The organism is Cohaesibacter gelatinilyticus (assembly GCF_900215605.1).
Classification (GTDB): Bacteria; Pseudomonadota; Alphaproteobacteria; order Rhizobiales; family Cohaesibacteraceae; genus Cohaesibacter; species Cohaesibacter gelatinilyticus.
Genome location: NZ_OBEL01000005.1, coordinates 150,505 through 170,646, shown reverse-complemented (window position 1 = coordinate 170,646; position 20,142 = coordinate 150,505). Strand labels below are relative to the sequence as shown.

The window sequence follows — 20,142 nt, the reverse complement described above, 5'->3', positions numbered from 1 at the left end:
CTCGGTCCAAAACAGCACCACGTGCCAATAGCCAGGGCTCGCCCGGCAGGGCAATGAGCAAAAGACGCCAATGGAAACTATGATTGATGGAAAGAAGATCTGGACAGAAAAATTCGTAGATCAAATCTGATCTGACAAATCACTGCCGTCAAAACGGTAAACTGTCAGATCAAGTCTGAACTTCTACACATAATATCAAGAGCGGAGGCTCGAAATCAGGCCCATGCTTTTGATCAACGTCATCCGTGAAGGTCTGGATTTCGAGGTCTATCCGTCAAACTCCACCATCTTGGCTTACGCCTTGCAGCCGACTGACCAAAGGAGCACGTCTGTAGTGCGGTGGAATTGAAATCGATATCATTTGATTGCAAGCCCGTTTGATATTCTCTGATGAATGAAACAAAGTCTGGATCCGAGCAATCAGAATAGAACGCCCAGAGGAAGCTTCATCATCGCATGACTTTCTCTGCTTCTGTGGCAATTTTCATCACTATGTCGCCAGCGCTCTCAATGTCTTCGATTAATCCGGCCGCTTCGCCAAACCAAACGCCGGTATTCTCGATATCACCTGCAGCAAACGCTTTGGCATATTTGATCACTTCCTCAGACAGGTTTTGTTTCAGTTCCTTTTCCCTCCCCTGCCAGCGTCGCACGAATGTGTTATGCCTTACACGTGCCGTCAGGCCTCGTGGCCAATCCAGTTGACGCGCGATATCTGGAATCGTCGTACGTATGGTTTCATCCCCATTGGCCTCGATGATTGCCAAATGATGATTTTCATGGACAAGAGCTTCTCTTGACGCCCAAAAGCGCGTGCCCATTAGCACACCATCAGCCCCCAGCATTCGTGCTGCTGCCAACCCTCTTCCGTCTGCAATTCCACCAGCTGCCAAAAGCACAGATTGAGGGGCGTGTTCCGCCAAAAGATCTGCAGCTTCGGGAACAAAGCTCATGGTTCCACGAGCAGCCCCATGCCCCCCCGCTTCACTTCCCTGTGCAATGATTATATCTGCCCCCACATCAATAGCATCCCAGACATGATCGGTATTCTGGCACTGACAGATCAGCAGAGCGCCCGCATCTCGAATTTCATCGACGAAAGGGCGCGGATCACCAAACGACAGCATCACCGCCGCGGGTTTGTGTTTCAGAACATCCGTGAGCAGCGATGGAGATTTCTTCAGCGCCCAAGTGATGAAGCCAACGCCAATGCGCTCTCCTTGAGCTGTAATGAATTGCTCTTCCAACCAGGCAGGATCACCGTAACCACCTCCGATCAATCCAAACCCACCTGCTCGACTAACTGCCCCTGCCAGAGCACCTCCTGCGGCCAAAGCCATGGGAGCGGATACGATGGGGTGATGGATATTCAAGAGCTCTGTCAGTCGGTTGTTTGATTTTTGCATCATTTTCCTCCCATTTGGGAGGAACTCTAGAGCTTCAATTTAGTGCTTACAAATGAATTAAAAGGAAGATACATTCTCAAAATGAGAAGCTTTGATCTGGATTCACTGGAAATATTTTGTGCTGTCGTCCACGAAGGCGGCATCGTGCGGGCTGCTGAAAAACTGCATAGAGTTCAAAGCAATGTCACCACACGTATCAAACAGCTGGAAACGCGTCTTGGAGTGATATTGTTTGAGCGGCGGGGTCGATCGCTTGTTCTGACCGACGCCGGACAAACATTTTTCAAGCATGCAGAACGTCTGCTGACTTTGGCGGCCGACATTGAATATGCGATGAAGAATACATGGATCCACGGCCCCATTCGCCTTGGCACCATGGAAAGCACATTGATCACTCGGCTCTTGCCAAAGCTTACCGAGTTTCATGATCTTTACCCTGATATACCCCTGAAGGTCACGTCAGGAGCAACGGATGATCTGGTGCGGCAGGTACGGGACCATCGTCTTGACGCTGCCTTTATCGGAGATCCCTGTTCCATTGCAGATCTGGAAGGCCAGGACATTTTCCAAGAGGATCTGGTTTTGATCACGCAACAGGATCATCCATCAGTCAAAACCGCTTCCGATCTCACCCAGTCCAGCATTCTAGCCTTTGAGGAGGGATGCGCTTATCGCAAGGTATTGGAGGAATGGTTTGCCGATCATTCAGCCACGATTGAAAAGGTGGTGGAAATCAACAGCTATCAGAGCATGATCGCCTGGGCCGCTGCTGGATCCGGTTGCGGCATTGTTCCCGAAGCAGTCCTCGAAACGATGACGGCCTCCAAGGACGTCAGAGCCCACAAGCTTCCCAAGCGTTTCTCTCGAAACAGAACCAGGCTGATTTGGGAACCGGAGAATAGCGAGAAATTACGCCCGCTATTCGACTTGCTTGGATCGACATCGGCTTCCTGAGAGAATTCAAGCTTCCTGAACAGCGCTTTCTGTATTCTCCCAGGTCAACTCCAGCTTTTCCTTCCAGGCAAAACGCTCGAGATGTTTGTCGATGATCTGGCCCATCTGAGTAACACCGTCTCTTTCTTCGGAATGACATGTAACAGTGAGCACACCTGAGGTCGCTTGCATGGTGCAGTCACCCATGGGGAACTCCACTTTTCCGCTGGTCTCATCATAAGTTGAGGGAACCTTATGGGCAAAATGCTTGCAAAGCTGCTGCAGATATTTGGAGGCAAATTCGGTCTCGGCCCTTGCAGTGATTGCATACATGATTGTGGTCCTTTGAAATGCAAGTATGAAAGCCAGATGCATAGCATCTGGCTTTCTTTCAAACAAGAAAGTTGAGTATTATTTTCTACAATAATCAGAACTTCTTGGTCGCAGTGATGTTGAATGAACGGCCCGGGCTGTGAACCGGCTCCCAACGAGAGCCATTCAGACGTGTCCCACGAGCAACATATTTCTGATCCAGCAGATTGGTTACATCGGCACGAAGCGTGAACCCTTCCAGCATTTTCTCCGGCTTATATTCAGCGAACAGATCAATCACCTGATAGCCTTCCAGATCATCTGGTGTGCCAAGGCTTGGTTCATCAATATCGAATGCGATCTGTGATTTTGCACCAAGGGTCAGATCAAGATCTGTGAAGGTATAGGCCCCTTGAAGAGTGAGCATATCCCCCACCGTCGTAGAGGTGTTGTAAACGAGGCCAGATACCTTTCCGTCATATTTCACATCCGTATGGGTAAAAGCTGCAGAAACATAGGCGTTGGCCCAATCATACCGGGCTGAGACATCAAAGCCTGAGCTAACCAGGTCTGCACCATTCACACGAGCACCAGATGCAGGCCAATTGGTATAGTCATACGCAATCGGGTTGCTCATGCGCGTATGAAAGACCTTTGCAGCTGCCGTCCAACCATCCTTTTGGTAGCTCAGTCCCGCTTCAAAACTATTCGAGCGGGTTGGTTTGAGATTAGCTGCATAGCTGTAAGGCGATGCAGATGCATAAAGCGCCATTTCACTCGGCTCCAAGCCACCAAAGTCGGATGCGGCACCTGCATTAAACTTCAACCCATCAAGAATTTCAAAACTGGCAGAGAAATTTGGTGAGAAACCGACATTATCAAATGCCTGCCCATCGACCGCATCATAGCTTTGGAAGTCTACACGAATGCCCGTGGAGATTTCCAAACGATCCATAGGCTTCAGACGTGCCTGCACCAGACCACCAATATTGGTGATGGTCTCATCCAAGGTATCCTTGCTGTAGAAACGCTCCAGATCGATATGATTGTTGTAAAAATCAACGCCTGCCGTGATCGTGCCCAGAGCAAAATGGAACTTGTTGACGGCTTTACCGCCAAACTCGACCATGTCGGAATTGAAATCACCACTATAGCGCGCATAATTGCCAAAGGGACGTTCAATTTCGTTGCGGTTCATATAGAGCAGGATTTCAGGATCAAACATCCCGCCGCCCTGCGTATTGACATATTTCGCAGTGACTGTGGTGCGCGTATTGGTGTGCTCGTTATAATTGACTGCACCATTGAGGTTCATGTCCGCACGTAGGCGACGCAAACCAGTGTCAGAAAAGCGCTCTGCACTCAGTGAGAAACGATGGCCACCATCGGACTCATAGGCCAGTTTGCCAAGACCATTCCAGACATCTGGATCCGTGCCCAACTCCTCATGGCCGCCGCCATCTTTGTAGGTGCTGCCCTGAGCATGTTTCACGATACCAACAAGCTCGAAACCATCATGCATGCCATAAGCGGAACCCGTTACCTGATAGGTGCTGGAATTGCTCTGATAGCCAGCCGAGATAAGACCACCCATTGTCTGCCCTGGCAGCAAGAGATCCTTGGCGTCTTTGGTTTCAAACGCAATGGTTCCGGCTAAGGCACCTGGCCCGGCGTCAGCAGGGGAGACACCGGATTTCACATCAACTTGCTTCAGGAAGGCTGGTTCGATACCAATATCACCGGATGTGTGATGCCAGACACCACTTCGTTGACGCGCGCCATCAATCACAATATTCACCTTGGCCTGATCAATACCATGCAGATAGAATTTTTGGGCAGCACTTGTACCACCCGCAACGACAATGGCCGGCGTCGCAGCAAACAAGTCCTGAACAGTCTGTGCATTCAGAACATTCAGCTCCTCTTCGCCGATCACCTCATCGCTTTCCATAGCCTGATTGTCTGCTTCCTGCTCACCTGAAACGACAATTTCGGAGAGATTATGAACTTCCTGAGCCTGAAGAACTGTCAGATCCGATGCAGTGACCAAGGCCAGGGCACTGACGGTCACCAACAGGAACCTGGAAAATTGTGTTTGACGCTGCATATCCCAACACCTGTATTTTTTGCCACAGACCCGTTGTCTGCATGACTTACAATCGAGAGCGGCTGGCTTGAGGTATTTTTTCACCCCAAAACTTGATTATTATTGTCATATTTAGATACAAAAGGCTGGCTCGGGATGGCTAGATGGAATGCATTTGCCAAAGCACCAAAGCTTTTTGCAACTCCACCATGGCACGGTCAAACACTGCTTTTGCGTGTATTGATGAATGATTTTCGAGCAAGCAGGATTCAGAGGACCACAATTGGAGAGATACCTTATGAGTAGCCTTTGGACTCCCAAACGGTCTTTTGTAACGGCAGGTGATCTTTATGATCGCAGCAAAGAATCTGGTGAAATCTGGCTGGAAGAAGGCTTGCCACCGGCCACAAAAGTAATCCTCGGCAGCAGTGATAACATTGAGTTGGACTGCGGCTTGGCTGTTCACTTTTCAGACTCCCAAGAGCTGGATGATCTGACAATCAAAACCAATACGTCAGCCCATATCGGGGTTCGTCTTTTCCTTGAGGGGGATATTGATGCGCGCATTGGCGAACAAATGGTTCCCATGCCAAAACGCTCCCCTGAAAATGGACAATGGCAGCCAGTCGCTTCAATCTTCTCTCAGATCCGACAGGAAAGCTTTCAGCGCAAGGTGAGAAAAGGCGACCGTGTTCGCAAAGTTATCATCAGCATGAGCCATGAATGGCTCAATCAACAAGATCTTGGTGAACCTGATGAAGCTCATCTCATCAAGCAGTTCACTGATTGCCATATGGCTTGCAAGAGCTGGGATCCCAGCCCCGCAGCTCTGGCATGGGCCGAGCAGATCATTCATCCACCTGACCTCCCCCGTTTCTTGCTCAAGCTCTATGTCCAGAGTCGAGTATTCAGCTTGATTGCCGAGGCCTTTGCGCAAATTTTGCGCCCAGAAATAAAAGTCACCAATAATCAGCTCAGACCCCAGGATCACCAGCGAATTACACGTATTGAAACTTATCTGGAGCACCATTCAACCGACAATATCAAAGCGGCCGATTTGGCAGATGCAGCAGGTGTTAGCGTCAATACCTTACAACGCCTCTGCCAAGGCCATTATGGCGCATCGGTATCCGATTTCATTCGGAGATGGCGGATGGAAAAGGCCCGTCATGCTCTTGAAATTGAAGGCGTCACAATTGCAGAGGCTGCCTTTTTGGCTGGATATGGAGGCCCTGCCAATTTCTCAACCGCCTTCAAACGCCATTTTGGGGTTTCCCCTAGTGAAGTCATCGGCGGTTGGTAGAAGCATCTTGGCCTACATCCCCATGTAAACCTTATCAAGATCTGTTGCATCCGGAGGTCTTTCGAAGGCTTTTGAGGTTTCGGAAAAGAGGAACTCCATTTTTAGATTGGCCATCAGATATGGCCCAAAGACAAGCTAAGGACCGACGATATCGCCTGCGATATTCTGCTCATATATCCGCAATCACAATGCATTTGCGTTCGTGATGTTGTCATCACAGCAACGCGTCAACAGCCGTGACAAGCTCGAAAATGACAAGCCAGCCTTATTTCAACTTTGGACTGGCTTTCATTCAATTGCCTAAAACGAACTTAAATGAACTAAAACGAATAAATACGAACTTAAATATTGACTTTTCGAAATCAAAATGACTAAATCTCGCAAGAGATCATGGAGATTTTGATGGATCCGCTTTTACCAAGACAAAGCGATATATTGAGCCTTGCCAAGAGTCAGGGGCGTGTGGATGTGGACGGCCTTGCCTCTCACTTCGATGTCACCCCTCAGACCATTCGCAAGGATTTGAACCTGCTTTGTGATCGCGAGCTATTGGAGCGGGTACATGGTGGCGCGATTTATCCGTCCGGCGTTGCCAATCTGGCCTATGAGGCGCGGCGACTTCTGGCGAGCGAAAATAAAGCCGCCATCGGTCAGGTTGCAGCCCAGCTTATTCCGGACAACAGCTCCCTCATTCTGAATATTGGCACGACCACCGAGCAGGTCGCCCATGCGCTTCGCCATCATAGTGGCCTTATGGTGATCACCAACAATATCAATGTCGCCAATATCCTGCATGCCGTTGACGGACTGGATCTGATCATTGCTGGCGGCATGGTGCGCCGCTCTGATGGCGGCATCGTTGGGGAAAGCAGCGTAGATTTCATCCGTCAGTTCAAGGTGGATTACGCCATCATCGGCACTTCGGCCATTGATCAGGACGGCTCGCTGCTTGATTTCGACTATCGCGAAGTGCGCGCGGCCAAAGCCATTATCAAGCATGCCCGTAAGACCATTCTGGTCTGCGACCATATGAAATTCGAGCGACAGGCTCCTGTCTGTATCGCTCATCTATCCGACATTGATGTGTTTGTGACTGACAAAGCCCCTAGTGAAGAGATCGTAGCATTGTGCGAGACCCACAAGGTGCAATTGGTCATTGCTGAACACCAAAAAAATCAGGCTGCGGCCCAACCAGAGATTAGTGAGTGATGGTTCAAGCGATCCAGGACATTTTCGTTATTGGCGGCGGTATCAATGGCTGCGGCATAGCCCGCGATGCCGTGGGACGCGGCTATAGCGTGACATTGGCCGAAATGAATGATCTGGCCAGCGCGACCTCTTCTGCCTCCACCAAACTGATCCATGGCGGCTTGCGTTATCTGGAGCATTATGAATTCCGACTGGTGCGCGAAGCACTGAAAGAGCGTGAAGTTTTGCTCGGCAATGCGCCTCATATCATTTGGCCTTTACGGTTTGTCCTCCCGCATCACAAAGGCCTGCGTCCGGCATGGTTCCTGCGTCTTGGCCTGTTCATGTATGATCATCTGGGTGGTCGCAAATTGCTTCCCGGCACCAAAGATGTCGACATGCGCCAAGATGCCGTCGGTGAGCCTTTGAAGCCGCTCTTCACCAAAGGCTTTGAATATTCCGATTGCTGGGTCAATGATGCCCGCCTCGTTGTGCTCAACGCCATGGACGCCCGTGAAAAAGGCGCGAACATTCTGACCCGTACCAAGGTCGTGTCTGCCAAACAGCTATCGGATCATTGGGAAATCGTTACGCAAGATCAGCTCAGTGGTGAGCAAGCAACCCATAAGGCCCGGATGGTGATCAACGCCGCCGGGCCATGGGTGGATGATATCCTCAATGATGCCATGGGCCGACCAGATGTGAAGAATGTGCGTCTCGTGCAAGGCAGCCATATTGTGGTGCCAAAATTGTTCGATCATGACCGCTGCTACATCTTCCAGAACAAAGATGGCCGCATCATTTTTGCCATCCCTTACGAGGAAGACTTCACCCTGATTGGCACCACCGATCAGGACTATGACAAGAGCCTGACCAAGGTTGAAATCAGTCAGACAGAGATTGACTATCTTTGTGCTGCGGCGAGCGAATATTTCACCGCTGAGATCAAGTCTGACGATGTGGTTTGGACATATTCCGGCGTTCGCCCGCTTTATGATGATGGTGCCAGTGCAGCTCAGGAAGCGACCCGCGACTATATCCTGAAGCTTGAAGGTGGCTCCGACAAAAATATCGCTCCTGCCCTTCATATCTTTGGCGGCAAGATCACCACCTATCGCAGACTGGCAGAATCCGCTCTTGGCAAGATTGAAGAAGCATTGGGTGCCAAAGGGAAACCATGGACGCGCGAAGTCAACCTGCCAGGCGGAGAATTCGCACCACAAGATTTTGACGCCAAACTGGCGAGCCTAAGTTCCGATTATTCCTTCCTTGATCCGCGCCATGTCAAGCGTCTGCTGCGTCTCTATGGCACCTATGCATGGACCTTGCTGGGAGATGCCAAAAGCCTTGATGATCTCGGCCAGTGCTTTGGCTCGGATCTTTATGAGCGTGAAATCAAGTATCTGACGACCAACGAATGGGCAGTGAGCGCCGAGGACATTCTTTATCGCCGCACCAAGCGTGGTTTGCATCTGGACAAAAGCCAACGGGACGCCTTGCAGCTTTATCTGGAAACAGCTCATAGTGGCAATGCAAAGCAGGCCTGATTTGCTGGCTGCAAATGGTCATCGAGAAAAAAGATCCGGGGGAGAGAATGAGCAAATCCTACATATTGTCCATTGATCAGGGTACGACCTCATCACGTGCTATTCTGTTTGATGATCGCTATCAAATTCGTGCGATGGCGCAGAAGGAATTCACTCAGCATTTCCCCGATAGCGGTTGGGTGGAGCATGATCCGGAAGAGATCTGGCAGACCGTTGTCGAGACCTGCCGCGAGGCCATGGCCAAGCTCTATATCGGTGCCAAGGATATCGCTGCGATTGGTATCACCAATCAGCGCGAAACCACCTTGGTTTGGGACAAAGCCAGTGGCAAAGCCATTTATCCAGCCATTGTCTGGCAGGATCGCCGAACCTCTGATTTCTGCAAAGGCCTGAAGGAAGCAGGGCACGAAGCTCTGGTCACCAAGACAACCGGCCTGCTGCTCGATCCTTATTTCTCGGGCACTAAAGTGGCCTGGATTTTGGACAATGTCGCAGGGGCACGTGCGCGCGCCGAAGCGGGCGAACTGGCCTTTGGTACGGTCGATAGCTTCCTGCTTTGGCGTCTGACTGGCGGCAACGTGCATGCAACCGATGCCACCAATGCCTCACGCAGCATGCTGTATGACATCACGAAAGGCGAATGGAGCAAGGATCTGCTTGATCTACTCTCCATTCCAGAAGGTTTGGCTCTTCCCAAGGTCATGGATTGCGCTGCTGACTTTGGCGAAAGTGCCCCAGATCTGTTTGGTGGTTCCATTCCCATTGCGGGCATTGCAGGCGATCAGCAGGCAGCGACCATTGGTCAGGCCTGTTTTGAGGCGGGCATGATGAAATCCACCTATGGCACCGGCTGCTTTGCCTTGCTCAATATTGGGGATGCTCCAACCATCTCCGAGAACCGCCTGCTCACCACCATCGCCTACCAGTTTGATGGCAAGCCAACCTATGCGCTGGAGGGCTCGATCTTTGTGGCTGGTGCTGCTGTTCAGTGGCTGCGTGATGGCTTGAAGGTTGTCGAACATGCTGGTCAGACCGGCACCATGGCCGAAGCAGCTGACAACAACCAGGATGTCTATCTCGTACCTGCCTTTGTCGGCATGGGGGCTCCTTATTGGGATGCGGATTGCCGTGGCGCACTTTATGGTCTCACTCGCGGTACAGGACCAAATGAGCTCGCACGAGCCGCTCTGGAAGCCGTTTGTTATCAGACACGTGATCTGCTGACTGCCATGCAAAAAGACTGGGCAGCCAGTGGACAGACAGAAGGTGAAACTGTGTTGCGCGTCGATGGCGGCATGGTGGCCTCTGACTGGACCATGCAGTTCCTCTCAGATCTTTTGAATGCGCCAGTTGATCGCCCGCAAGTGCTGGAGACAACGGCGCTTGGTGCCGCTTATCTGGCTGGTTATCAGGTTGGCTTCTATCCAGCCCCTGAAGTCTTTGCCAAAAGCTGGAATCTTGAGCGGCGGTTCGATGCCTCCATGGATGAGGAAACCCGAACCCGCAAATATGCCGGTTGGCAGGATGCTGTTCAGCGCACCCTTTCCCAACTCGATTAGAATTTTCTCTTTAAAAGTCCCTTTTTCAAACCCCTTGAAAAAGCCCCTTGAACCGACCCTTTGCCGAAGGGGTCGGTTTCTTTTTGCCTTGATGATGCTTTCTCTGGACAGATAGCTTTCATCCATGCACTCTTATCACAGTGTTGAGGAGCGACTGGGGGGATCCATGAAATTTTTGATGATGCTGGCAGCTTTGTCAGCAGGATTGATGCTGGGCAGCCCTGCTCAGGCACAAGACAACAAGATAGCGTTGAAATTGTTCGGGCAGAATATACTGGAAGGCTACAATGCCTGTCAGTTCGCCCTTTGGCAGCATAATCGCAACCCCAAGAAAGACAAATATTCCTATGTCTTCTTCGCACCATTCAATGATGGCGAAGAACTACCCGGATGGATGAAAATCGGTAAGGATGTGATTGCCCTTTCCCGCGTAGACCGCATTCGGGCGGGTGGCCAGCGCATAGAGCATATACGGCTTTATGAAGACAAGGAGAGTGGTCATCGGGTTCTTATGGAGTTCAAGAAGCAGCATCTGAGCGGTGATGACATTATCATTGATGATGCCAAACTCACCATCATCCGCAAAGGACGCTTCCCTTTCATCTCAAACACCAAGGGCCATATTTCCTGCCCACAATTGGATCATCAAAGCGCAGCAGACGCACCAGCCCCAGCTCCCACCCCTTCTGTGCAACAAGCCAGATTGTCAGGCGATGCAATCTCATTAAGCGGTCCGCAAGAATTCAGTGGCTTGAAAGGCGTGCCTAGTGCTCTTTTGAAGGCATTGCGCCAGCAGGCACCCAATTGCGAACCACAGAATACGCCAGGTTTCGGGGAGCGCTATGCGATCTCCAGTGACATGACACTGTGGGCCTTGCCTTGCAATCTCTATGCCCGCACTGGCACGACCGTCTTCATGGTCGCACTGAACGACATGCCACAACATGGGGTGGTGCTGCCAATCTTTGATGTGGATAGCAGCGAGGAACGGCAAGAAGTTCCAAACCCACAAGTCATCTCACGCAGTGCGGTTCTTTCCTTCACCGATTGGGGGCAGGATGATAGCTGCGGAATCCATTGGCGCTATCAATTGCGCGCTGTTGAAGGGGAAGCAGTAGAGTTTCAATTGCTGGAAAAGCGAGCCAAGACCTCGTGCGATGGTAAGGTCATGGAACCGGCCTCTTTCCCTTTGAAATTTTCTGCTCGTCCCTGACATCAGTACAAAAAGAAAGCGGGCCATGAAGGCCCGCTTTCAATATTTTCTCAATCACTCTCATGATCAGTTGATCAGACCATTGATCAGGATTGCTGCGATGGCGATAGGCGCCACGAAGCGCAGAATGAAGATCCAGATCTTGGTCAGGCCAGACCCTGCTTCAGAGCCGCTGACTTCCTTGATCGCCAATGGCGCGATAACCCAACCAACAAAGAGGGAGATCAGCATGCCACCCAGTGGCAGCATGATGTTGGCTGTTGCAAAGTCAAACAGATCCAGGAAGCCTTTATTGAAGACTTTCACATCACCCCAGATGCCCATGGACAGGGAAGATGGAATACCCAGCAGGAACACAATCACACCGGAAACAACAGTGATCTGGAAACGGGTGAAGCCTTTTTCGCGGAAATAGGCAACCACTGGCTCCAGAAGGGAGATGGAAGATGTCAAAGCAGCGATGGTCAGCAGCACGAAGAAAATGATGCCGAAAATGTAACCGCCTGGCATTTCCAGGAAGACAGTTGGCAAGGTAACGAAAGTCAGACCTGGGCCTGCGCCTGGATTCATGCCGAATGCGAATACGGCTGGAAGGATAGCCAGACCAGCAAGAATAGCGACAGAGGTATCGAGGATCGCGACATACCAAGCGGATTTACCAAGATTGGCATCTTTATCGAGATATGAACCGTAGGTCAGAACTGCACCCATGCCCAAGGACAAGGAGAAGAACGCTTGACCAAGCGCTGCCACAAAGGTGGTACCAGTGATCTTGGAGAAATCAGGAGACAGGAAGAAATCCAGACCTTTTTCCGCGCCTGGCAGGGTCACAGAACGGATCACCAGAGCCAGCAGGATAACGAACAGCAAAGGCATCAGCACTTTACCGGCACGCTCAATACCGTTGGCAACACCACCAAGAACCACAATCACGGTCAGGGCAACGAAGATCGCCTGATACAGGATTGGTTCAATCGGATCACCGATGAAACCACCGAATGCCCCGCCAATTGCTTCTGCATTCATGCCTTCAAAGGCACCACCAGCAAATTTGATGATGTAAGCGATGGTCCAACCTGCAACAACGCAATAGAAGGACAGGATCATGAAGGCCGCCAGAATGCCCATATAACCGATGACGGACCATTTGCCGTGGCCGAGCTTCTTGAACGAGTTCACAGCATCGGACTGGGAGGCACGACCGATAACGATCTCGGCCAACAGAACGGACAGACCAATGGTGAAGACGAGGCCAAGATACAACAGAATGAATGCTGCACCGCCATTTTCACCGGTGATGTAAGGGAATTTCCAAATGTTGCCAAGGCCGATAGCAGAACCTGCAGTCGCCATGATGAAGCCCAGACGAGAGCCCCAGTTTTCGCGTGTAATAGCCATTTTATTTCCTGAAACCTTGTATGCCTTCCACGCTCAATACCGAGCAAGCGGAGGTTGGTTCACTTTTTTCTACCGATTGACTCGACGCCCATTCAGCCAAGATCTGATCTGCCTTCCTGCCCCAGGATGGCACCCGATCAGCTCCTTGAGCCAAATGACTGGACGTGACGAAAATCTTAACGTTTCGTTACCGCCTAAATCGGCGCCATTTCTTAGACGCAAACAAGTTCAAAAGTCGACCAAAGACTTACGACAAATGAATAAAACATGCAGATAATCACAGAAATTGCGCGAAATTTACGTGGTTTGCGCCCGAAAAAGTGCAAAATTTTGAAAAGCTACAATAAAATCGGGAATAACCCTTAGATAGTTCAAAACAAATAAAAGTGCACATTGTGCATATAATTGATTTGCTCCAACTTAATTGATCCATTAGGGAATGCAGTTTCAGGAGACTGGACAAACACCAGCTCTCTGTTAGGGTCAGGACCAAAGCTCCCGCCCAATCAATTGCCCGGAAAAAATTATGGCCGATTTCTCCAAACCTTCTATGGCAGAACTGTTGCATTTACGTGGAAACCAACTGGACAAGGGTGAGCCTATTGCTCTGCCATTGGTACAAAGCTCCATGTATCACCTACCAGGTTTGGCGGAGAATTTTCCGTTTTATGGCCGAGCGACCAATCCCACCTGGGATGCCCTGGAACATGCCCTTGCACATCTTGAAAGGGCAGATTGCATAGCCTTTCCTTCCGGCATGGCAGCCATCAGCGCTTCGCTTTTTGCGACATTGAAAGCGGGTTGCAAACTGCTCATTCCATCAGACGGATATTATGTTACTCGTGTGCTCTCCAGCCGTTTCCTGTCCAATCTGGGCGTCGAGGTAGTAGAACGCCCTTCAAACGCATTTGAAGATGGCGGCTTTGAAGGATTTGATGTAGTTTTCGTTGAAACTCCATCAAATCCCGGTCTGGACGTTGTGGATCTGTCTTCCATTGCCAAACAGGTCCGTGCAGCTGGTGGTGTAAGCATTTGCGACAACACCACCCTGACCCCATTAGGGCAGCAACCACTGGATCTGGGCATTGATATTGTTGTCTCGTCCGATACTAAAAGCATGGGTGGGCATTCTGATGCCCTGATGGGACATGTGGCCAGTCGCAATGGCGATCTTTTGCAAGCAATGGAAGACTGGCGTAGAATATCGGGCTCCATCCCCGGCCCACAAGAAGCATGGCTTCTGCATCGAGGACTGGAAAGCCTGGATGTACGATTTGAACGCATGTGCAATTCAGCAGAGCTGATTGCCCCTCGATTGGCTGAGCACAAAGCTGTTCAGAGCATTCGCTTCCCCGGGCTTCAAGTAGATCCATCTCACAATCTAGCCAAGTCCCAGCAGCTTCGTTTCGGTTTCCTGATTTGCTTCACGCTTGAAAGCGAGGAAAAAGCCGAACGCTTTATCAATGACTGTCCTTACTTGCGACCCGCTACATCCTTTGGCGGCATTCACAGTTCTGCTGAACGACGTGCCCGTTGGGGGGATGATGTTGATCCTGCCTTTGTGCGCCTGTCCATTGGTTGTGAACCGGCCGAGGAACTTTGGGAAGCCTTGAAAACAAGCCTCGATCAGCTTTGATCGGCTCGTTTGGTTTGAACTTTTGGCAGTGATTGGGTCTGTCCCGAATTAAAGAATATTCATAGCCTCTCCTTGATCCAGACATTTCAAGGGAGGCTTTGATGCCCGTTCTTAATTTCTCTTATGCAGTCATCAAGGATTTTGCAGCCTTTCAGGATTATGTGCAGCAAGCTGGCCCGTTGATGGAGAAGGCTGGGGTCGAAGTTGTCGTGCGAGGCACGTTAGCAAAGACCAAACGTGGCGAAGAAAAACCAGCTCATATCGCCGCAGTTTTTCGCTATCCGGATATGGACGCTGCTCATGGTTTCTACGAGACAGATGAATATAAAACTCTTATCCCGCTGCGGGATCAAGCCTGCGACATGAGCATCTATTTTTATGACGAATAGATTTGTGTGATCCTTCAGCAAGCTTGACCCGAGTTATCAGACAGGAGGTTGGCGGAAGCCCATTTCGCCAACTTACCGCCCAAAATTACGCAAATCCTCTTATCCAAATAGCCGCATCTGGATAATTCTCGCCTCAAAAACAGTGTTTTACGCAGAAAGGCTTGCGAAGTTTGAGTCTTTCATAATATGAATCCAGGACTCAATAAATTGGATTTGCGTTATGTCTTCCACAAGCAGTAGCTTGAAACAGTCTCCGAGCTCTCCACAACCCAACGACGGCAAACGTCCAAATCATCGAGGTGTTCGCCCTCCGTATAGGCCCAAACCACCCAAACTCATGGAACAGCAGGATCTGTTTGCCAAAGTCAGCAGCAATCCTCTCTCGGAGGCATTTCCGAAAAAGGCCGTCGTCCACCCTTTTGTTGATGCTCGCCCTGTTCCCAAAGACAATTGGTCATCCATCTGGCAAGACATGAGCCATCAAGACAGGCAGAGCAAATCAGTTGCCTATCTGCATATTCCTTTCTGCGAAAATCACTGCCTCTTTTGTGGGTTTTATCAAAATCCCTGGCGATCCAATCAAAGTGAAGTCTATGCGGACACAATCATAGAAGAGATCAGGGCCAGCAAAGACCTACCAAGCCATACTGGTCATCCGCTCCACGCCGTCTATTTTGGTGGCGGAACACCAACTGCCCTTGATACTCCAGACCTTTGCCGCATCATTGAGGCCGTGCGCACTTATTTACCCCTTGCGCCGGATTGCGAAATTACCATCGAGGGACGGATTTTCAGCTTCCCGCTCGAAAAAGCCAAAGCCTGTTTTGATGCAGGGGCCAATCGTATCTCACTTGGTGTGCAGACTTTTGACAGCAAGCTTCGTCGTCGTGTCGGGCGCAAGGTTTCAGGAGAACAAGCACGCGACTTCCTGAGTGAGCTGGTAGCATTGGATCAGGGAGCTGTTGTCATTGATCTGATCTATGGCTTTCCCGAGCAAAGCCTGGATAGCTGGCGACAAGATGTCACCATTGCTTCCGAGTTAGGATTGGATGGTGTTGATCTCTATTCCTTAAGCCTTCTGCCTAGCTCCCCATTGGCCATAGCCATTGACAAAGGCAAGTTCTCCACGCCGCCCAGGCATGATGAATTGGGCCAATATTATCAGATTGGTCAGGATGTTCTGGCGCAAAAGGGATGGATGGATATTTCCACCACCCATTGGCGAAGCAGTACACGAGAACGCAATCTCTATAATTTGCTGGTCAAGACCGGGGCCAATTGTCTGGCATTCGGGTCCGGGGCCGGCGGGTTTCTGTCAGATTACAGCTTTCGGGTTGATGGAGATCTGAAACGCTATATCAAGACCGTGCTGGCTGGCAAGAAGCCCTTGGGGTTTTTGATGAAGATGCCGTCAGACCGTGCCTTTTTCAATGAAGCCAAGGGACAGATGGAAACCGGGCGATTGCATATCGTTGGCCTTCTTGAAGCTTTGCATCAACGTGGATTGGATGGCGAGAGCCTTTTGTTGCCCGTGCTTCATCAATGGCAGGAAAGCGGATTGCTGAACGTTGATCAAGGTTGGGCAAAGCTCACTCTTGCCGGTCGTTTCTGGCAGGTGACCATGACCCATCATCTCATCCAATGGATCCAGCAACATCTTCCAGCAGCAAACCAGATCAAAAATTAAGGTCCGTGCCAGCAGTTGGTCGGCTCAATTTGAAGGAACCAAAACATGAGCTCTCTCAGCACTGAGAAGAAACAGGCCATTCAGACCTCCTTGAGTGAGAATCCCGGTGCCGTTCTCGATTATGTCGCCAAGGAGCATGAAGTCAGCGCATTGGACATCATTCACTGCCTACCAGAACATCAGACAAGATTGGTTGATGGTGCATTGTTTGAAACTGTCATGCTTGAAGTCTCAGACTGGGGCGATATCACCTTTTTGGTACACACCGAAGACCTCATTCTCGAAGCCAAAGGCAGTGTCCCGAAAGGCAAAAGTGCGCGAGGCTTCTATAACCTTCATGGCGCACCAATTGGTGGTCATCTGAAAGGCGAAAATTGCGATGCGATTGCATTTGTCTCTCGCCCACTCTTCTCCTCCGACACCAAGTCCGTCCAGTTTTTCAATAAAAAGGGCGGCTGCATGTTCAAGATCTATCTAGGCCGCGATGAGAACCGTCAGATGTTGTCTTCACAGATTGAAGCGTTTGAAGCACTGAAAAGCAAACTCGGTTCCAGCTAACCATTCCTGTCCACTTGTCGCAATTCTTACCTAAAACTCTCTTGCATGCGACAATATAGAACAGGTGGCGGGTCGTGGAGGTCACCATTGGTATTTTGGCGACCCGCAAATTCTAGAACCTAAATTTGCACATATATTTCAATATATTATTGCATTTTCATATTTCCCAATAACATAATCCAAGCATTTTTACCTGATACCAAAATGTCGCTTTTTGTCGAGTTGGAACAAAAGGTCGAGAAATTTCGCCATTTTTTCCTTTATTTATGAGTCTATTTCTCATATTTTAAATAAAAATGAGTTACAGACTCAAGAAAAGGTAAAAAAATGGTTCAGAAATTTGTTGAGATGTCATTGAGAACCGGCCTTCTCCTCAGCGTGTCGCTCCTCGCTTCGCCAGTTTTGGCCCAAAGCCTTGAAGGCGCCGCAGCCGATATCGAGCTTGACACAATCGTCGTCACCGCCAGCCGTACCGAACAGAGCCTGATGGATGTCACCCGCTCTGTCGCTGTGGTGGAACAAGACGCTATCAACGAGAAAAATGTCAACGATGTTGCCGAGCTACTTCGCGATATCCCCGGCGTTTCCGTACTTGAGGGCTCCACACCCGGCCTTCGCCGCATTTCCATTCGTGGTGAAGGACAAGCCCGCAACACAATCCTGATCGATGGGCAGGAGATTTCTGATCATTCCACCTACGGCTCGCTCTTCCTGATTGATCCAACCAATATTGAACGGGTTGAAGTGGTCAAAGGTCCTTCCTCGGTTCTGCACGGCTCCAAGGCCATTGGCGGAGTGGTCAACATCACCACCAAAAAAGGGGCTGACAAAGCTCTGCAAGTCAGCGTTGGCGGAGGCTATGACAGTTCCACCGGTGGCTATAACTCCAATGCAAATGCTGCTGGCACCAAGGATAACTGGGATTATCGCATCGCTATTACCAAGTCCGATCATGGTCACCGCAAGACACCCGATGGGGATTTGAAAGCTACAGCACTCAGTAATGGCAGTGCATTTGAAAATCAGAGTGTATCCGCCAATTTTGGTTATACCAATGACAATCACAGCATTCGCATCACTGCAGAAAAAGTCGAGATGGAAAGCGATGCTTATGTAGATCCCGCAAGCTTTTCAGCAACCGGAAGACCGGGTCTAAACAAGTTTGTTCTGGATCTACCCAAGCGAGATCGATCAAAACTCGGTGTTTTCTACGATGGTGAAGATCTAAGCGAAACTTTTAAAAAGATTCACTTTGATGCATACATACAACAGATTGAACGAGTGATCGACATTGATTACACGATGACAACCTTCGGCGCACTGAGCACTAAAAACAAAACATCAGATGATCAGCTGGCAATTGGGGCAAATGGCCAAGTTGATTTGGAGTTGCTCGAAAATCACCTGACTATATTTGGTATTCAGTTTGTTAAAGATAGCATTGATAGAAACGACACTCGGAACGGCACCAGACCTGTTGTGCCTCCACCTCCAGGCGCCACAACTCCTATAAATGATAACTTCGACAAAGAAGCGTCTATCACAACACTTTCAGCATTCGTACAAGATGAGTGGGATTTAACGGATGAGTTCTCGCTGACAGGCGGTGCTCGCTACTTCCATGTTGAATCGGAGCTGTCTAAAACCAACCAGCCCGGCTATGCACCCTTCAGTAAAAGTGACGATGCATTTATCGGATCCATTGGAGTGAACTATACTGGTTTCGAGAACATTGCTCTTCGTGGCAATATCGCTCAAGGCTATGTCTATCCAACTTTACTTCAGAATATGCTGGGATCTGTGTTCAGCCCCGGTGAAATCATTGAAGCCAACAAGGATCTGAAAGCTGAAAAGAGCATCAATTATGAGATTGGTGCTCGCTTCGACAACGGCGTAGCAATGCTGGATGCTGCAGCGTTTTATAGCGTCGCAGAAAACTACATTGACTCAGCAAAATGCACCACACCAGGCGTCACTTGTACAAGTGGCGCTGCTTCGAGCAAGTATATCAACATCGACGAAGCAACCACTTACGGACTTGAACTTTCTGGTTCTTATACACTTGAGACCCTTGCACTAACACCATATTTTACCGCAACTCTCATGAACCGTGACTTCAAGAAAGCTGGCGTCGAAACAAATAACACTGACATCCCTGCATTCAGCGGCAGGTTTGGTGTTCGTAAGCTCTGGGATGTGCATAAAGACATAGTCTTCATGACTGACCTATATGTTCGGGCTGCAACCAAGCGCGAAGACGGCGAACCCTCGGATCGAGAATATGTAGAACATGATGCATTTGCCACCGTCAACTTTGCAACCAGCATGAGTTATGACTTTGGTGACGACAGAAACTTCCGTCTCAATGCATCTGTAGAAAACATCTTTGACGAATCCTATATCGAACCACTTTCCAGCGCCAAAGCTGCAGGGCGGGCGTTCAAGATTTCCAGTCAACTGACTTTCTAAAGATTGGCAGCTTGAAAGGGGCATTCTTCGGAATGCCCTTTTTATTTTGTGGTTGAAAAACCGGCTTCTGAAACAACAGAGGAAAATCGCATGAAAGTAACTTACATGCTTTTCTTGCTCACAACGGCACCGAGTGGCGAACTCTCGTCTGCCTATAGCAATTATACGGATAAGGAAGAATGCGAAGGCGCTCTTGCAGCTGTTTCATCAGTTTTTGATGCACAGGATGTTGAGACCGCTTATCGTGGTTGCTTGAAATCCGAGCAAAGCTTGACGCCGTTCGAACATCAAGTAGATCCAACTGCCAAGCAATATGTTGTGTTGAACACCATCAGCGACGACACGCTGACTGTCAGCTTCGAAGAAAGCCGGAACAGCTGCGAAGCCAAACTATCAAGCCTGGATAGTTCTACCAAATCCTGGTGCACAATAACCCACCAAAGCTTGGAACAGTGATC

The 20,142-nt window shown here is 49.8% G+C and carries 16 protein-coding genes; 12 read left to right on the top strand and 4 right to left on the bottom strand.

Features of this window, described 5'->3' with window-relative positions:
* Positions 1 to 449: 449 nt before the first annotated feature.
* Complete coding sequence (locus CRO57_RS18510) at positions 450 to 1,409, bottom strand: NAD(P)H-dependent flavin oxidoreductase (RefSeq protein WP_244580146.1); 960 nt, start codon at positions 1,407 to 1,409, stop codon at positions 450 to 452.
* 78 nt (positions 1,410 to 1,487) lie between these two features.
* On the opposite strand from CRO57_RS18510, the gene CRO57_RS18505 reads away from it, so the two are divergent.
* Positions 1,488 to 2,360 (top strand): LysR family transcriptional regulator, encoded by an 873-nt coding sequence (locus CRO57_RS18505; RefSeq protein ID WP_097154979.1) that lies wholly within the window; start codon positions 1,488 to 1,490, stop codon positions 2,358 to 2,360.
* 6 nt (positions 2,361 to 2,366) lie between these two features.
* Here CRO57_RS18505 and CRO57_RS18500 read toward each other — a convergent pair whose 3' ends face one another.
* Entirely contained in the window at positions 2,367 to 2,672 is a 306-nt protein-coding gene (locus CRO57_RS18500; protein WP_097155180.1) for a DUF2218 domain-containing protein, read from the bottom strand.
* Between the two features lie 94 nt (positions 2,673 to 2,766).
* Positions 2,767 to 4,758, bottom strand: coding sequence for a TonB-dependent receptor domain-containing protein (locus CRO57_RS18495; RefSeq protein ID WP_097154978.1), 1,992 nt, complete (start codon positions 4,756 to 4,758; stop codon positions 2,767 to 2,769).
* Between the two features lie 277 nt (positions 4,759 to 5,035).
* Between CRO57_RS18495 and CRO57_RS18490 the strand changes: the two genes are divergently transcribed.
* The 5 genes from CRO57_RS18490 (at position 5,036) to CRO57_RS18470 (ending at position 11,547) form a co-directional block, all read left to right on the top strand.
* A complete protein-coding gene (locus tag CRO57_RS18490) occupies positions 5,036 to 6,040 on the top strand; it encodes a helix-turn-helix transcriptional regulator (protein WP_170956165.1) in 1,005 nt (334 codons plus the stop codon).
* A 402-nt stretch (positions 6,041 to 6,442) separates the two neighbouring features.
* Positions 6,443 to 7,249, top strand: coding sequence for a DeoR/GlpR family DNA-binding transcription regulator (locus tag CRO57_RS18485; RefSeq protein WP_210200937.1), 807 nt, complete (start codon positions 6,443 to 6,445; stop codon positions 7,247 to 7,249).
* Positions 7,249 to 8,775 (top strand): glycerol-3-phosphate dehydrogenase, encoded by a 1,527-nt coding sequence (gene glpD / locus CRO57_RS18480; RefSeq protein WP_097154975.1) that lies wholly within the window; start codon positions 7,249 to 7,251, stop codon positions 8,773 to 8,775. Before CRO57_RS18485 ends, glpD begins: the two co-directional genes overlap by 1 nt.
* A gap of 47 nt (positions 8,776 to 8,822) precedes the next feature.
* Positions 8,823 to 10,334, top strand: coding sequence for a glycerol kinase GlpK (gene glpK / locus CRO57_RS18475; protein ID WP_097155179.1), 1,512 nt, complete (start codon positions 8,823 to 8,825; stop codon positions 10,332 to 10,334).
* Positions 10,335 to 10,500: 166 nt separating this feature from the next.
* Positions 10,501 to 11,547, top strand: a complete 1,047-nt coding sequence (locus CRO57_RS18470; RefSeq protein ID WP_097154974.1) for a DUF1176 domain-containing protein — start codon at positions 10,501 to 10,503, stop codon at positions 11,545 to 11,547.
* Between the two features lie 66 nt (positions 11,548 to 11,613).
* On the opposite strand, the gene CRO57_RS18465 is transcribed toward CRO57_RS18470, so the two are convergent.
* A complete protein-coding gene (locus CRO57_RS18465) occupies positions 11,614 to 12,945 on the bottom strand; it encodes a sodium-dependent transporter (RefSeq protein WP_097154973.1) in 1,332 nt (443 codons plus the stop codon).
* Between the two features lie 526 nt (positions 12,946 to 13,471).
* On the opposite strand from CRO57_RS18465, the gene CRO57_RS18460 reads away from it, so the two are divergent.
* The 6 genes from CRO57_RS18460 to CRO57_RS18435 all read left to right on the top strand — a co-directional run bounded on the left by CRO57_RS18460 (position 13,472) and on the right by CRO57_RS18435 (position 20,140).
* Positions 13,472 to 14,581 carry a cystathionine gamma-lyase gene (locus CRO57_RS18460; protein WP_097154972.1) on the top strand — a complete coding sequence of 370 codons (1,110 nt, stop codon included), beginning with the start codon at positions 13,472 to 13,474 and terminating at the stop codon, positions 14,579 to 14,581.
* 101 nt (positions 14,582 to 14,682) lie between these two features.
* The gene (locus tag CRO57_RS18455; RefSeq protein WP_097154971.1) at positions 14,683 to 14,970 is read left to right on the top strand and encodes a DUF1330 domain-containing protein; all 288 of its coding nucleotides are present in this window, start codon (positions 14,683 to 14,685) and stop codon (positions 14,968 to 14,970) included.
* A 220-nt stretch (positions 14,971 to 15,190) separates the two neighbouring features.
* Entirely contained in the window at positions 15,191 to 16,657 is a 1,467-nt protein-coding gene (gene hutW, locus CRO57_RS18450; RefSeq protein ID WP_097154970.1) for a heme anaerobic degradation radical SAM methyltransferase ChuW/HutW, read from the top strand.
* A 45-nt stretch (positions 16,658 to 16,702) separates the two neighbouring features.
* Positions 16,703 to 17,215 carry a heme utilization cystosolic carrier protein HutX gene (gene hutX / locus CRO57_RS18445; protein WP_097154969.1) on the top strand — a complete coding sequence of 171 codons (513 nt, stop codon included), beginning with the start codon at positions 16,703 to 16,705 and terminating at the stop codon, positions 17,213 to 17,215.
* Between the two features lie 327 nt (positions 17,216 to 17,542).
* Positions 17,543 to 19,684, top strand: coding sequence for a TonB-dependent receptor plug domain-containing protein (locus tag CRO57_RS18440; RefSeq protein ID WP_097154968.1), 2,142 nt, complete (start codon positions 17,543 to 17,545; stop codon positions 19,682 to 19,684).
* Between the two features lie 90 nt (positions 19,685 to 19,774).
* Positions 19,775 to 20,140: a hypothetical protein gene (locus CRO57_RS18435; RefSeq protein WP_141401274.1), complete on the top strand. Its 366-nt coding sequence runs from the start codon at positions 19,775 to 19,777 to the stop codon at positions 20,138 to 20,140.
* Positions 20,141 to 20,142: the final 2 nt, after the last annotated feature.

What these genes read in the sequence shown, in the direction of transcription:
- CRO57_RS18460 (WP_097154972.1), top strand. Translation starts at nt 13,472, where the DNA reads ATGGCCGATTTCTCCAAACCTTCTATGGCAGAACTGTTGCATTTACGT.
- hutW (WP_097154970.1), top strand. Translation starts at nt 15,191, where the DNA reads ATGTCTTCCACAAGCAGTAGCTTGAAACAGTCTCCGAGCTCTCCACAA.
- CRO57_RS18465 (WP_097154973.1), bottom strand. Translation starts at nt 12,945, where the DNA reads ATGGCTATTACACGCGAAAACTGGGGCTCTCGTCTGGGCTTCATCATG.
- CRO57_RS18505 (WP_097154979.1), top strand. Translation starts at nt 1,488, where the DNA reads ATGAGAAGCTTTGATCTGGATTCACTGGAAATATTTTGTGCTGTCGTC.
- glpD (WP_097154975.1), top strand. Translation starts at nt 7,249, where the DNA reads ATGGTTCAAGCGATCCAGGACATTTTCGTTATTGGCGGCGGTATCAAT.
- CRO57_RS18435 (WP_141401274.1), top strand. Translation starts at nt 19,775, where the DNA reads ATGAAAGTAACTTACATGCTTTTCTTGCTCACAACGGCACCGAGTGGC.
- CRO57_RS18440 (WP_097154968.1), top strand. Translation starts at nt 17,543, where the DNA reads ATGGTTCAGAAATTTGTTGAGATGTCATTGAGAACCGGCCTTCTCCTC.
- CRO57_RS18495 (WP_097154978.1), bottom strand. Translation starts at nt 4,758, where the DNA reads ATGCAGCGTCAAACACAATTTTCCAGGTTCCTGTTGGTGACCGTCAGT.
- glpK (WP_097155179.1), top strand. Translation starts at nt 8,823, where the DNA reads ATGAGCAAATCCTACATATTGTCCATTGATCAGGGTACGACCTCATCA.
- CRO57_RS18510 (WP_244580146.1), bottom strand. Translation starts at nt 1,409, where the DNA reads ATGATGCAAAAATCAAACAACCGACTGACAGAGCTCTTGAATATCCAT.
- CRO57_RS18490 (WP_170956165.1), top strand. Translation starts at nt 5,036, where the DNA reads ATGAGTAGCCTTTGGACTCCCAAACGGTCTTTTGTAACGGCAGGTGAT.
- CRO57_RS18500 (WP_097155180.1), bottom strand. Translation starts at nt 2,672, where the DNA reads ATGTATGCAATCACTGCAAGGGCCGAGACCGAATTTGCCTCCAAATAT.
- CRO57_RS18455 (WP_097154971.1), top strand. Translation starts at nt 14,683, where the DNA reads ATGCCCGTTCTTAATTTCTCTTATGCAGTCATCAAGGATTTTGCAGCC.
- hutX (WP_097154969.1), top strand. Translation starts at nt 16,703, where the DNA reads ATGAGCTCTCTCAGCACTGAGAAGAAACAGGCCATTCAGACCTCCTTG.
- CRO57_RS18470 (WP_097154974.1), top strand. Translation starts at nt 10,501, where the DNA reads ATGAAATTTTTGATGATGCTGGCAGCTTTGTCAGCAGGATTGATGCTG.
- CRO57_RS18485 (WP_210200937.1), top strand. Translation starts at nt 6,443, where the DNA reads ATGGATCCGCTTTTACCAAGACAAAGCGATATATTGAGCCTTGCCAAG.